Origin of the sequence: Nonomuraea sp. MTCD27 (assembly GCF_041950495.1) — a bacterium.
In the GTDB taxonomy this organism is placed as follows: domain Bacteria; phylum Actinomycetota; class Actinomycetes; order Streptosporangiales; family Streptosporangiaceae; genus Nonomuraea.
In genome coordinates this window covers 15,802-28,765 of the sequence record NZ_JBGNUW010000040.1, presented here as the reverse complement: position 1 = coordinate 28,765, position 12,964 = coordinate 15,802, and the positions used below count along the sequence as shown (strand labels likewise).

The window sequence follows — 12,964 nt, the reverse complement described above, 5'->3', positions numbered from 1 at the left end:
GTCACGAACGGCTGAACGCCGACGCCAGCTCACCCAGCAGCGCCACGACCCCCTCGGGACCGTCCACCACGATGTCGGCCCGCTCGGCCAGGGCGGTCACCTCGGCGGAGCCGCTGCACACGGTCACGCCCGGCAGCCCGGATGCGCGTACGGCGTCGAACGCCGCCAGATCTCCCAGGTCGTCACCGACGAACATCACCGACCGGGCGGCCCGCTCCGCCAGGAACAGGCTCAGCGCGTGCCCCTTGTCCATGCCCGGCGGCCTCAGCTCCAGCACCATGCGCCCGGGCTCGACCACCAGCCCGTGCTTCTCCGCCAGCTTGGCCAGCGGCTCGCGCAGGACGTCCAGCGCGCCCTCGGGGTCGGGGCTGCGCCTGGTGTGCACGGCCACGGCCCTGGCCTTGTCCTCGACGCGCACGCCCGCCAGCCCGAGCGAGTCGAGCAGCAGCGGCAGCTCCGCCTCGGCCCGCGGCACGCCCGGCGGGGGCGGGGGCGCGGAGATCCGCCCGTCCTCCCAGCGTTCGAAGCCGTAGTGGCCGAGCACGACCAGCCCCGGCACGTCGGCCAGGCCCGGTCCGAGCTCCAGTGCGGTGGCCGCGGGCCTGCCGGTCACGATGGCCACCGCGAGGACGCGGGCGCCCAGGTCGGCGAGAACTTCGGGCGCCTTCGGGTGGATCACGGCGGCGGCGGGGTCGGGCACGATCGGCGACAGCGTGCCGTCGAAGTCGAGCCCGATCACGGCGCCGGCCGGATCGCTCAAGATCGCTTCCATTCCAGGGATGTTCCTCACGCGGCTGCCGTACCCAGCCGGTCAGGGACGCATGCCAAGCCTTCTGGCGGCGCGCTCGCGCTGGCGGGTGGACCGTAATCTGCGCAGCCGCTTGACCAGCATGGGGTCCTGCTCGAGAGCCTCCGGCCGGTCGATCAGCTCGCCGAGCAACTGGTAGTAGCGCGTGGCGGAGATCCCGAAGGTCTCCTTGATGGCCTGCTCCTTCGCGCCCGCGTAGCGCCACCATTGGCGCTCGAAGGCGAGGAGCTCGTGATCGCGGTCTGAGAGTGGTTGGCGGGACGGGTCCTGGGCAGCATTGTCACCGCTGAGCGGTGCTCCCATGGTGTCCTCCTCGAAAGGGGCGGGCGACGATCACGTCGCACGCACGCGGCCCGTGGCCATCGTAATGTGCGGAGTGCGGCTGTTCACGGCGGAATGAGAGACGCGCCTGGCGGCGTGTTCCACCTCGGCTGTTCAGCAGCCTGACATCCGACTTTCTTTCACTTTATTGCCTAAAAGCCGACAGATCGGAACTACTCCGCGTATCGGTCTGTTTACCGAAGCGTCGGGTTGAGCGGGCGCTCGCGTGTCACAATGCACGAGCAGAATCGGCGGCCCCTCCCCTCCCGCCCGAGGTCCGACGTGTACCACCTGTCCGTTGCACTGATCTCCATATTGTCCGCGGTCTGGCCCGTGCCGGCGCCGCCCGTCTCAGAGCGCTGGCAGGCGTGGCCGGTGGCTCAGGTCTTCCCCGGCACGGTGCCGGGGCTCAGCCCTTCCGGGGCCCGGGTCACGTACGAGCTGGCCGGGGTGGCCCCCGAGGCGCCCTGCCGGGCCGCCTTCCAGCCCGCCGCCGTGCGCCCCGGCTGCCGCACCGCCCTGCGCGCCACCTACGCCGACAGCACGCAGACCTTCGTCGTCACGGTGGGCATCGCCGTGCTCGACCGGCCGGCGCTCACCGCGCTCGGGGCCGGCCCGCGGGGCACTGGTCCCGCCGCGACGGCGCCGCCCGAGACCGTGCGACCTGGAACCGTGCGACCCGAGACCGTGCGACCCGAGACCGTGCGACCCGAGACCGTGCGACCCGAGACCGTGCGACCCGAGACCGTGCGACCCGAGACCGTGCGACCCGAGACCGTGCGACCCGAGACCGTGCGACCCGTGGCCTTCCCCGGCGGGCCGGCCGCGTGGTTCGGCGACCGGCAGTACTTCACCGGCGTGGTGGTCGGGTCCGGGGAGCACTACGTGGTGGCGACGGCCGCCGGATACGCGGACGGGCGGGCGTACCAGCCGGGCGACCGCGTCGTGCCGCGGCTGCGCGACGCCGCCCGGCAGCTCGCGGCGACGCTGCACCGGGCACTGACCGGATGAGGCGGCTCCTCCTCCCCGTCCTGCTGGCCGGGCTGGCGGCCGGGATCGCGGCGGCCCCCACCGCGCACTCCGACGACGTGGGCGAGGCCGCGCGGGCCGGGCAGTGGCAGCTCGACGCGCTGCGCCTGCCCGAGGCGTGGCGGTCGAGCAGGGGCGAGGGCGTGCTGGTGGCCGTGCTCGACACCGGCGTGAACGGCCACCACCCCGACCTGGCCGGCGCCGTCGTGCAGGGCCCCGACCTGACGGGCGCCGGCAGGGGGCTGTGGGGGCCGCACGGGACCGCCATGGCCAGCCTGATCGCCGGTCGCGGGCACGGCGACGGCCACCGGGGCGGCGTCCTGGGCGTGGCGCCCGCCGCCAGGGTGCTGTCCGTCAGGGTCACGCTGGAGAACGGCGACCCGCTGCGCCAGAAGCACCACTCGGGCTGGGGCGACGCGCTGGCCAGGGGCATCCGGTACGCGGCCGACCGCGGCGCCGACGTGATCAGCATGTCGCTCGGCGGCGGCAGCGGCGCGTGGGAGGGGTCGGCGTCGGAGGAGGAGGCCGTCCAGTACGCGATCGGCAAGGGCGCCGTGCTGGTGGCCTCGTCGGGCAACGACGGAGCCGCGGGCAACCGGAAGAACTTCCCCGCCGCCTACCCCGGCGTGATCGCGGTGGGCGCGGTGGACCGGCGGATGAAGGTCGCCGGGTTCTCCAACCGGCAGGACTACCTGTCCGTGGTCGCCCCCGGCGCGGAGATCGTCACGGCCGACGGGGACGACTCGTACGTGGTCGGCGACGGCACCAGCTCGGCCGCGGCCATGGTCGCGGGCGTCGCCGCCCTGATCCGGTCCGCGCATCCCGACCTGTCGCCCTACCACGTGCGGATGGCCATCGAGCTCGGCACCCGGCGGCGGCCCGAGGACGGCTACAGCCCCGCCTACGGGCACGGCGTGGTCGACGCGCCGCTCGCGCTGCGGGAGGCCGGCCGGCTGGACGTGCCGGTGCCCGGGGCTGCGCGGCCGGGGCCGTACTTCGGCGACGGGCCCGCGCCCGGCTCCCGGATGCCGGTGGTGGCGGGGATGTTGCTGCTGGTGGTCGTGATGTCGGCGCGGGTGGTCGTGCGGCATCGGGGGCGCGAAGGGGATTCAACCTAGCAAGCGCTTGTGTGATACTCCGGCTATGACGTACGCGATCGACGGCTGGTTCGCCATCGAGGGGGACGCCGTCCGCCTGCTCGGCACCAGGTGCGCGGCCTGTGGCACGGTCTGCTTCCCGCCCCGGCGGGAGTCGTGCCCTAATCCGCGCTGCGAGGGGGCGGACATGGAGGAGTTCCCGCTGCCGCGGCGCGGGCGGGTCTGGTCGTACACGAACGCCTGCTACCCGCCGCCGGCGCCGTACGTGGCGGCGCAGCCGTACGAGCCGGTGACGCTGGCCGCGGTCGAGCTCGACGAGGTGGGCATCGTGGTGCTCGGTCAGGTCAGGGGCCTGACGGTCGACCAGCTCGCGGTGGGCATGGAGCTGGAGCTGACCTCGGGACCGCTGGCCGACGGGCCGCTGGTGTGGATGTGGGGGCAGGCTTCATGAGCGTCGTGGTGCTGGGGACCGGGATGCATCCGTGGGGGAAGTGGGGGCGGCCCTTCCTGGAGTACGGCGTGGCGGCCGCCCGCGAGGCGCTGCGGGACGCCGGGGTGGCGTGGACCGACGTGCAGTTCGTGGTCGGGGCGGACACGATCAGGAACGGCTACCCGGGCTTCGTCTCCGGCGCCTCCTACGCCAGGGCGCTGGGCTGGTCGGGCGCGCGGGTGGCCTCCTGCTACGCGGCCTGCGCGTCGGGGGCCCAGGCGCTGGACATCGCGCGTACCAGGATCCTGGCGGGGTTGTGCGACGTCGCGCTCGTGATCGGGGCGGACGCGGCGCCGAAGGGCTTCTTCAAGCCGGTGGGCGGTGACCGTCCCGACGACCCCGACTGGCTGCGCTTCCGCCTCCTGGGCGCCACGAACCCCGCGTACTTCGCCCTCTACGCCCGCCGCCGCATGGCCCTGCACGGCTCGACCCCGGAGGACTTCGCCGCCGTCAAGGTCAAGAACGCGCTGGCCGGGTCGCTCAACCCGCTGGCCCGCTACCGCAAGCCCGTCACCGCCGAGGAGGTGCTGGCCTCGCCCATGGTCGCCGACCCGCTGCGCCTCATGGACATCTGCGCCACCTCCGACGGTGGCGCGGCGGTGGTGCTGGCCTCGGAGTCGTACGCGCGCCGCCTGGGCGCGCCGCTCGTCCGCCTGGCCGCCATCTCCACGGTCACCCCCGTCTTCCCCAACACGGTGCTGGAGCTGCCGGACTTCGCCACCGACTCCTGCGTCGCCGTACCGGCCCCCGAGAGGCCCTTCAGGGCGGCGCTCGCGTACGCGGCCTACGAGGAGGCCGGGGTGGGCCCGGAGGACGTGTCGCTGGCCGAGGTGTACGACCTGTCGACGGCGCTGGAGCTGGACTGGATGGAGGACGTCGGGCTGTGCCCGGCCGGGGAGGCGGACAAGCTGCTGCGCGAGGGGGAGACCGCGCTCGGCGGCCGGATCCCGGTGAACCCGTCGGGCGGCCTGGCCTCGTTCGGCGAGGCCATCCCGGCCCAGGCCATCGCCCAGCTCTGCGAGCTGACGGCGCAGCTCCGCGGCCGGGCCGGGGCCCGCCAGGTCGCCGGCGCCCGCGTGGGCCTGGCGGCCAACCAGGGCCTGTTCGGTCACGGCTCGGCCGTCATCGTCACCACGTGAGAAGGCCCCCCGGGACGACTCCCGAGGGGCCCTCCTGACGCGAGGTCAGCCGACGTGCACCACGTCGTGCGTCTCGGCGAAGTGGCAGGCGCTCTCGTGCGCCGTGCCCGGACGGATCTGCAGCAGGGGCTCCTCCTCCGCGCAGATCTCCTGGGCCTTCCAGCACCGCGTACGGAACCGGCACCCGCTGGGCGGGTTCGCGGGCGAGGGCGGGTCACCCTGGAGGATGATCCGCTCGCGCTGCTCGCGCCCCTCGGGGTCGGGCACCGGCACCGCCGACAGCAGCGCCTGCGTGTACGGGTGGGCCGGCCGGTCGTAGATCTCCGTGTCCTTGCCCAGCTCCACGAACTTGCCCAGGTACATCACGCCCACCCGGTCGGAGATGTGGCGCACCACCGACAGGTCGTGGGCGATGAAGATGTAGGCCAGGTTGAACTCATTCTGCAGCCGCTCCAGCAGGTTGATGACCTGCGCCTGGATCGACACGTCGAGCGCGGAGACGGGCTCGTCGCAGACGATGATCTCCGGCTGCAGCGCCAGACCCCGGGCGATGCCGATGCGCTGCCGCTGGCCGCCGGAGAACTGGTGCGGGTAACGGTTGATGTGGTCGGGGTTGAGCCCCACCACCTCCAGCAGTTCCTGCACCTTCTTGCGCCGGTCGCCCTTGGGGGCGACCTCCGTGTGGATCTCGTACGGCTCACCGATGATGTCGCCGACGGTCATCCGGGGGTTCAGCGAGGTGTACGGGTCCTGCATCACCATCTGGATGTTGCGGCGCATGGCCTTGAGCTCGCCGCCCTTGGCCTTGCCGATGTCCCGGCCGTTGATCTTGACCGAGCCCGAGGTGGGCCGCTCCAGCGCCATCAGCACCTTGGCGAGCGTGGACTTGCCACAGCCCGACTCGCCCACGATGCCCAGCGTCTCGCCCTTGTTCAGATCGAACGACACGCCGTCGACGGCCTTGATCGCGCCGATCTGCTTCTTGAAGAGGATCCCCTGGGTCAGCGGGAAGTGCTTGACCAGATCGCGTACCTCGAGGATGCGCTCACTGCCGTTCGCCATCGAGGACCTCCCTCCAGTAGTGGCAGGCGCTGCCACGCGTGCCGCTGATCTCGTAGAGCGGGGGGACGTCGGTCACGCAGTTGTCCTGCCGGTACGGGCACCGGGGATGGAACGCGCATCCTGACGGCAGGTCCAGCAGGTTGGGCGGCAGGCCCTTGATCGCGTACAGGTCCTGGCCCTTCTGGTCGACCCTGGGGATCGAGTCCAGCAGGCCCTTCGTGTACGGGTGCGCCGGAGCCTTGTAGATGTCGTACACGGGGGCCTTCTCCACGATGCGGCCTCCGTACATGACCGCGATCTTGTCGGCCACGTCGGCGACGACGCCCAGGTCGTGGGTGATCAGGATCAGGCCCATCTGGCTCTCGCGCTGCAGCTCGGCCAGCAGTTCCATGATCTGCGCCTGGACGGTCACGTCGAGCGCCGTGGTCGGCTCGTCCGCGATCAGCACCTCGGGGTCCAGCGCGATCGACATGGCGATCATGATGCGCTGGCGCATGCCCCCGGAGAACTGGTGGGGGTAGTCGTGCACGCGCTGCCTGGCGGCCGGGATGCGGACCCGGTCCATCAGCTCGACGGTCCTCTTCAGGGCGTCGGACTTGGACATGCCCCGGTGCACCCGGAACATCTCGCTGATCTGCCAGCCCACGGTGAAGACCGGGTTGAGCGCGGAGAGCGCGTCCTGGAAGATCATCGCGATCCGCTGGCCGCGCACCTGCGTGCGGGCCTCCTCCGACAGCTTGAGCAGGTCGGTGCCCCTGAAGCGGATCTGCCCCTTGGGGATGACCGCGGGCGGCATGTCGAGGATGCCCATGATGGCCTGGGCCGTCACGGACTTGCCCGAACCCGACTCGCCCAGCACCGCGAGCGTCTCACCGGGGCTGACCGTGTAGCTCACGCCGTTGACCGCTCGTACGACACCTGCCCGCGTACGGAACTCCACGTGCAGGTCCTCGACCGCGAGCAGCGGTTCGTCGCCCAGCCCTCCCTCGGCGGGCAACACATCCGAAGACGTCTTCTTCACTTGATCCCCCCTTCTACCTGAGCTTCGGGTCGAGCGCGTCGCGCACGGCGTCGCCCATCATGATGAACGCGAGCACCGTGATGCTCAGGAACACGGCCGGGAACACCAGCGGCAACGGAGCCTCCAGGAACCTGTTGCGCGCGTCGGCGATCATCAGGCCCCATGAGATGTCCGGCGACTGCACGCCGACACCCAGGAACGACAGCGCGGCCTCGGCAGCGATGAAGCCGCCCAGGTTGATCGTGGCCACCACGATGACGGGGGCCAGCGAGTTCGGCAGCAGGTGGCGGAACATGATCCGGCTGGAGCCGGCGCCCAGTGCCCTGGCCGCGACCACGAAGTCCTGGTTCTTCGCCGTGATCACCGCGGCCCGCATGATGCGGAACACCATCGGCCAGCCGAGCACCGCCAGCGCGAGGATCACCAGCAGGATGCTGTTGGCCCGGCCGCGGAACGTGGCCGCGATCAGCAGCGCGCCGAGGATCGGGGGGATGGCGAAGAAGATCTCCGTGACCCGCGAGGACACCGTGTCGACCATGCCGCTGCGGAACCCGGCGATGATGCCGAGCAGGCCGCCCACGAACGTGGTGATGATCGTGGTGAGCACGCCGATCACGATGGAGTTGCGGGCTCCGTAGATCGTCCTGGCGTAGACGTCGCAGCCGAGGTTGTCGCGGCCGAACAGGTGGCCCGCGCTGGGCCCCTGCCGCGCCGTGGACAGGTCACAGGTCCTGGCGACGGTCGGGTCGATCGAGCTGAACAGCCAGGGCATGGCCGACATGACCAGCAGGACCAGAACGATGATCACCGAGAGGATGAACATCGGCCGGCGCCTGAGGTCGTACCACGCGTCGGTCCACAGGCTGGCGGGCTTGCCGCCCTTGGCCCGCTTGCCCGCGCGCCGCGGCGACGGTGCGGGAACCGTGTCCGGGACCAGCGTCTGCGTCTCCGGGAGCCCCGGCCCGACCGGCGGGGTTGGGTTACTCATAGCGGATCCTCGGGTCGAGCACGGCGTACAACAAGTCGACGACCAGGTTGGCCAGGATGTAGATCAGCACCAGCACCGTGATGATGCCCACCACGACCGGTTGTTCTCGCAAGTAAACCGACTGGAAGAGCTGATTGCCAATTCCCTGGAGATTGAAGATCGTCTCCGTGATCACCGCGCCGCCCATCAGGTTGCCGAGGTCGGCGCCCAGATAGGTGACGAGCGGGATCAGCGCGTTGCGCAAGCCGTGCCGGCCGATGACGCGCCGCCTGGACAGGCCCTTGGCCGTGGCCGTCCGGATGTAGTCCGCTCTCAGGGTCTCCACCAGGCTGGTCCTGGTGAGCCTGGTCAGGTACGCGATCGACGTTCCCGCGAGCACGAAACCGGGCAGCAGGTAGCTGCGCCAGCCCGCGAAGGTGCCCGCCACGGGAAATATGTCGAGTCCCGTCCACTGCTTGAGCTTCACACCCAGCAGGAGCTGCAGCACGAAGCCGGTCACCAGCGTCGGGACCGAGATCAGCAGCAGCGTCGAGGCGAGGATCATGGTGTCGGTGGCCCTGCCGCGGCGCAGCGCCGCCCACAGGCCCAGGCCGACGCCGATGACGGCCTCCATCACCAGCGCGGTCAGGGCGAGGTTCAGCGTGATCTGGAACTTGCCCGCCATGATCTGGGACACCGGGATGTCGGCGAAGTTCACGCCGAAGTCGCCACGGAAGAGCACGCCGCTGATGTAGTACCAGTACTGCAGCAACAACGGATCATTGAGGTGATACTGCTCGCGCAGGACCGCGGCGACGGCGGGGTCCGGGCGCTTGTCTCCGAACAACGCCGCGATGGGATCCCCGGGCAGAGCGAAGACGATGCAAAAGATGAGTAGCGTGGCGCCGAGCAGGACGGGTATCGCCTGGATCAGTCGCCTAATGACATATCGGCCCATTCAAGCCCTCCGGTACATACTTGGAGGCAGCCCCCTGAGTCCGTGGTTTACCCGGCCCGAGTGACTGCCTCCAAGCTCGGCCATCCAACGGGTGGGCGGCAAGTGCCGCCCACCGCGCGAATGACGTCAGGCCTTCTCGACGTCGGCCCAGTTGATCTGGTTGAGCAGGTTGAGCTTGACGTTCTTGACCTTCGTCGAGTGCCCGAAGTTGCTCCGGTAGAAGTAGATCGGGATGTACGGCAGCTCCTTCAGCAGGATGTCGTCCGCCTGCTGGTAGAACTTCAGGCCCTCGTTCGCGTCCGCGGCCTGGTCGCCCTTGGCCATCAGCTCGTCGAACTCCTTGTTGGAGTAACCGCCGTAGTTGGAGCCCGTCTCGATGGCGCCGGTGTTGAAGATCGGGGTCAGGTAGTTCTCCGCCGAGGGGTAGTCGATGGCCCAGCCCATGCGGAACAGGCCCTTGTACTCCTTGGCGTCCAGGGCGTCCAGGATGCCCTGGAACTTCTCGAACGGCTTCGGCGTGACCTCGATGCCCAGGTTGGCCCGCAGGTTGTTGGCGACGGCCTCGATCCACTCCTTGTGGCCGCCGTCTGCGTTGTAGCCGAGCTCGATGGTCTTGGGGCCGTTGGCGGCCTCGTACAGCTTCTTGGCCTCGGCCGGGTTGTACGTGCACGCCTCGCAGGCGCCCTGGCGGTAGCCGGGGATGGCCGGGTTGATGAAGTCGTCGGCCGGGGCGCGGGTGCCGGAGAAGACCGTGTCGGTGATCGTCTTCCGGTCGATGGCCATCGAGATGGCCTTGCGCACGTCGACGCTCTCGAATTCCTTGTTGTACTTCAGCGGCACGCCGATGTGGCCGATGGAGGCGTCGGGCTCGTCGAAGTAGCGGTCACCCAGCACCGACTTCGCCGTGGAGATGGCGGTGGCCGGCAGGGAGTCGTGGATGTCGAGGTTCTCGGCCTGGAGGTCGTTCCACGCGGTCTCGGAGCTCGTGTAGACCTTGAACTGGAGCTTCGTCCAGCCGGCCGGCTTCTTGCCCGGGAACTTGTCGTAGACCGACAGCTCGATGGTCGGGTCGGTGCCCTTCTTGTAGGGCTTGTCCAGCTTGAACAGGCCCTGGCCGATCGGCTGCTCGCCGAAGGCCTGGGTCACCTTGCCGTCGGCGCCGATGGCGCTCTTGGGCATCGGGTAGAAGGCGGTGTAGCCCAGCATCGTCTTGAACTGCGAGAACGGTGCCGAGAGCGTGACCTCGAGAGTGGAGTCGTCGACGACCTTGAGACCCTTCATCTCCTTGGCCGTCGGCGTCTTGCCCTCACCCGGGTGCACGTCGGCGTAGCCGTCGACGCGACCGAAGAAGTAGGACGAGCCCATGGCGTTGTCCTGGAGGGCGGCGTAGTTCCACGCGCGCGCGTAGTCCGCCGCGGTCACGGGGGTGCCGTCGTGCCACGTGTAGCCGGACTTCAGCTTGATCGTCCAGACCTTGCTGTCCGACGTGGTGACGGACTCGGCGGCCTCTTCGACCGGCTGCTTGTTCTCGTCGTAGCTCACGAGCGGCGAGAACACCGCGGCGAGCACCTCGGAGCCCTCGGTCTCGGTCGTGTTCTGCGGGTTCAGGAGCTCCTGAGGCTCACCGATCTCCATGCGGACCGGCGTCTCTCCGCCGCCCGCGGCAGTGCCGCCGTTGTCCGTGGCACCGCCGCCACACGCGGCAACCGCGAGGGCGAGCAGCGCGGTACCGGCGACGATCTGTGCGCCCTTAGTAACACGCATGGTGAAAGAATTCCTCCCTCTACAGGTGGGCGCCAAGCGCTGAGCTGCGGTGATCGTGAGCAGCCTGACGGGGGGTTCCTGGTATCCCCCCGGATTTGGCTGACATGGTCAAACCAGCCGACGCCCTGCCAGTCGATCGCGACTATCCCTTACTACTTGCCACCAGCGAGTCTCTGGCGCGTTGCAGTTCGGTCACACGTGTGCCTATCCAGCGTCACAGACATTTAGCACACAGAGCATCAAACAGTGCAAACCAGCCCCAACGGGTAGGGCCTGGACGTGAACAGTCGATGAAAATTACCCCCTACATGACGGTGGTCGCGCCCTTGCCAGCACGCCCCGGCTCGCTGGGCTACGGTTGAGCAGGTCTTGACGACGCCTTGGAACCCGGCGTCCGAAGACTCCGTCCAACTGTCTGTCGCCAACCCGCGCGACAGGCACCCCACCGACCGGGATCCAATAGAGTCCTTGCCATGAGCCAGCCGGAATCCGCTGTCGCGGACGCCCAGGCGGGCGGCCGAAGCGGGCAGGAGCCGCTGGCCAAGCTCGCCAAGAGATACGGACTTCGCCGTGCCATCGCCCGGCCGAGGTTCCCTGTCTACGTGCGCCAGCTGTGGCAGCGGCGACACTTCATCCTGACGTACGCGACCTCGCGCAACGTCACGAAATACTCCAGCTCGGCGCTCGGCCAGCTGTGGCAGGTTCTGACCCCGCTGCTCAACGCCGCCATCTACTTCCTGATGTTCGGCGTCATCCTGGGCGGCAGCAAGGACATCCAGAACTACCCGGCGTTCCTGCTGACCGGGATGTTCATCTTCACCTTCACGCAGCGGACGGTCACCGCCGGCGCCAAGTCGATCTCGAGCAACCTGTCGATGATCCGGGCGCTGCACTTCCCACGCGCCTCGCTGCCGCTGGCCTACACGATCCAGGAGCTCCAGCAGCTCGCCATCTCCATGGGCGTGCTCCTCTCCCTCGTGGTCGCCACCCAGGAGTGGCCCACGTGGCACTGGTTGATGATCCCCGTGGTGCTCGCGCTGCAGACGATGTTCAACGTCGGCGCCGGCCTGGTGGTCGCCCGGCTCGGGGCCACGATGCGCGACCTCAACCAGCTGCTGCCGTTCATCACCCGCACCTGGCTCTACGCCTCGGGCGTGTTCTTCTCGATCCAGGACAAGGTGGTTGAGGCCGCACAGTTGCCCCAGTGGGTGGCCAACGTGATGTACCTCAACCCGGCGGCCTCCTTCATCGAGTGGATGCGGGAGATCCTCATCAAGACCCACAACCCCGAGTTCGGCCACCACCCGCCACCGATGGTGTGGATGTCTTGCGTATTCTGGGCGGTGTTCGCACTCGGCTTCGGCTTCTGGTACTTCTGGCGGTCCGAGGAGAGGTACGGGCGTGGCTGAACTGACCAAGGAGCTGTCACAGGTGAAGGGCGACAAGCCCGCCGACCCCGGCAAGGATGTGAGAGTGCATCCCAACCCGGAGCCCCCGGGCAAGCGGCCCCTCGACGTCCCCACAGGCACTCCCACCGTCATCGTCGACGATCTCCACATCGTCTACCGCGTCTACGGGGCGGCCTCGGACAACGAGAAGGGCAACGCGGTCAACGCCCTCACGCGCATTCTGAAGCGTCAGGGGCGCCCGCAGATGAAAGAGGTCCACGCGGTCAAGGGCGTGACCTTCGTGGCCTATCACGGCGACGCCATCGGCATCGTGGGGCGCAACGGGTCGGGCAAGTCCACGCTCCTGCGCGCCATCGCGGGCCTGCTGCCCCCGCACAAGGGCGCCGTCTACACCGACGGCCAGCCCTCGCTGCTCGGCGTCAACGCGGCCCTCATGCGCGAGCTGACCGGCGAGCGCAACATCGTCCTCGGCTGCTACGCCATGGGCATGACGCCCGCCGAGGTCAGGGAGAAATACCAGGAGATCGTCGACTTCTCCGGCATCGACGAGTTCGTCCAGCTGCCCATGTCCACCTACTCCTCCGGCATGGGCGCCCGCCTGCGCTTCGCCATCTCCTCCGCCAAGACCCACGACGTCCTCCTGATCGACGAGGCCCTGGCGACCGGTGACCGCGAGTTCCGCAAGAAGAGCGAGGAGCGCATCCGCCAGATCCGCGAGTCGGCCGGCACGGTCTTCCTCGTCGCCCACGACCTGCGGGTCATCGAGGAGACCTGCAACCGGGTCATCTGGCTGCACAAGGGCAAGATCAAGATGGACGGCGACCCGAAGGAAGTCATCTCCGCCTACAACAAGGGCTGACCCGTCCGAGGGGCCTTCCCATCTGTTACGCGGTGCCGTG

13 protein-coding genes are annotated in these 12,964 nt (G+C 69.3%); 6 read left to right on the top strand and 7 right to left on the bottom strand.

Going from position 1 to position 12,964, the window contains the following annotated elements; translation table 11 throughout:
* Nucleotide 1: 1 nt before the first annotated feature.
* Nucleotides 2–772 carry a trehalose-phosphatase gene (otsB, locus tag ACBJ59_RS59210; protein WP_375118742.1) on the bottom strand — a complete coding sequence of 257 codons (771 nt, stop codon included), beginning with the start codon at nt 770–772 and terminating at the stop codon, nt 2–4.
* 39 nt (nt 773–811) lie between these two features.
* Nucleotides 812–1,111 carry a DUF3263 domain-containing protein gene (locus tag ACBJ59_RS59205; protein ID WP_375118741.1) on the bottom strand — a complete coding sequence of 100 codons (300 nt, stop codon included), beginning with the start codon at nt 1,109–1,111 and terminating at the stop codon, nt 812–814.
* A gap of 393 nt (nt 1,112–1,504) precedes the next feature.
* Here ACBJ59_RS59205 and ACBJ59_RS59200 point away from each other — a divergent pair, with 393 nt between their 5' ends.
* The 4 genes from ACBJ59_RS59200 to ACBJ59_RS59185 are packed head-to-tail and all read left to right on the top strand — an operon-like array spanning nt 1,505 to nt 4,884.
* On the top strand, nt 1,505–2,140 hold the full coding sequence (locus ACBJ59_RS59200) for a hypothetical protein (RefSeq protein WP_375118740.1): 636 nt from the start codon (nt 1,505–1,507) through the stop codon (nt 2,138–2,140).
* Nucleotides 2,137–3,276, top strand: a complete 1,140-nt coding sequence (locus tag ACBJ59_RS59195) for a S8 family serine peptidase (protein ID WP_375118739.1) — start codon at nt 2,137–2,139, stop codon at nt 3,274–3,276. The genes ACBJ59_RS59200 and ACBJ59_RS59195 overlap by 4 nt, the downstream gene beginning before the upstream one ends.
* A gap of 25 nt (nt 3,277–3,301) precedes the next feature.
* Nucleotides 3,302–3,706: a Zn-ribbon domain-containing OB-fold protein gene (locus ACBJ59_RS59190; protein ID WP_375118738.1), complete on the top strand. Its 405-nt coding sequence runs from the start codon at nt 3,302–3,304 to the stop codon at nt 3,704–3,706.
* Complete coding sequence (locus tag ACBJ59_RS59185; protein ID WP_375118737.1) at nt 3,703–4,884, top strand: lipid-transfer protein; 1,182 nt, start codon at nt 3,703–3,705, stop codon at nt 4,882–4,884. Before ACBJ59_RS59190 ends, ACBJ59_RS59185 begins: the two co-directional genes overlap by 4 nt.
* Nucleotides 4,885–4,929: 45 nt before the next feature.
* On the opposite strand, the gene ACBJ59_RS59180 is transcribed toward ACBJ59_RS59185, so the two are convergent.
* From ACBJ59_RS59180 to ACBJ59_RS59160, 5 genes are all read right to left on the bottom strand, one after another.
* Complete coding sequence (locus tag ACBJ59_RS59180) at nt 4,930–5,946, bottom strand: ABC transporter ATP-binding protein (RefSeq protein ID WP_375118736.1); 1,017 nt, start codon at nt 5,944–5,946, stop codon at nt 4,930–4,932.
* The gene (locus tag ACBJ59_RS59175) at nt 5,930–6,967 is read right to left on the bottom strand and encodes an ABC transporter ATP-binding protein (RefSeq protein WP_364135580.1); all 1,038 of its coding nucleotides are present in this window, start codon (nt 6,965–6,967) and stop codon (nt 5,930–5,932) included. Before ACBJ59_RS59175 ends, ACBJ59_RS59180 begins: the two co-directional genes overlap by 17 nt.
* A 13-nt stretch (nt 6,968–6,980) precedes the next feature.
* A complete protein-coding gene (locus tag ACBJ59_RS59170) occupies nt 6,981–7,955 on the bottom strand; it encodes an ABC transporter permease (protein WP_375118735.1) in 975 nt (324 codons plus the stop codon).
* Complete coding sequence (locus tag ACBJ59_RS59165; RefSeq protein ID WP_364135586.1) at nt 7,948–8,892, bottom strand: ABC transporter permease; 945 nt, start codon at nt 8,890–8,892, stop codon at nt 7,948–7,950. The genes ACBJ59_RS59170 and ACBJ59_RS59165 overlap by 8 nt, the downstream gene beginning before the upstream one ends.
* A 126-nt stretch (nt 8,893–9,018) precedes the next feature.
* The gene (locus ACBJ59_RS59160) at nt 9,019–10,656 is read right to left on the bottom strand and encodes an ABC transporter substrate-binding protein (protein ID WP_375118734.1); all 1,638 of its coding nucleotides are present in this window, start codon (nt 10,654–10,656) and stop codon (nt 9,019–9,021) included.
* A gap of 473 nt (nt 10,657–11,129) precedes the next feature.
* Between ACBJ59_RS59160 and ACBJ59_RS59155 the strand changes: the two genes are divergently transcribed.
* Nucleotides 11,130–12,065, top strand: a complete 936-nt coding sequence (locus ACBJ59_RS59155) for an ABC transporter permease (RefSeq protein ID WP_364135591.1) — start codon at nt 11,130–11,132, stop codon at nt 12,063–12,065.
* A complete protein-coding gene (locus tag ACBJ59_RS59150; protein WP_364135594.1) occupies nt 12,058–12,924 on the top strand; it encodes an ABC transporter ATP-binding protein in 867 nt (288 codons plus the stop codon). The genes ACBJ59_RS59155 and ACBJ59_RS59150 overlap by 8 nt, the downstream gene beginning before the upstream one ends.
* Nucleotides 12,925–12,964: the final 40 nt, after the last annotated feature.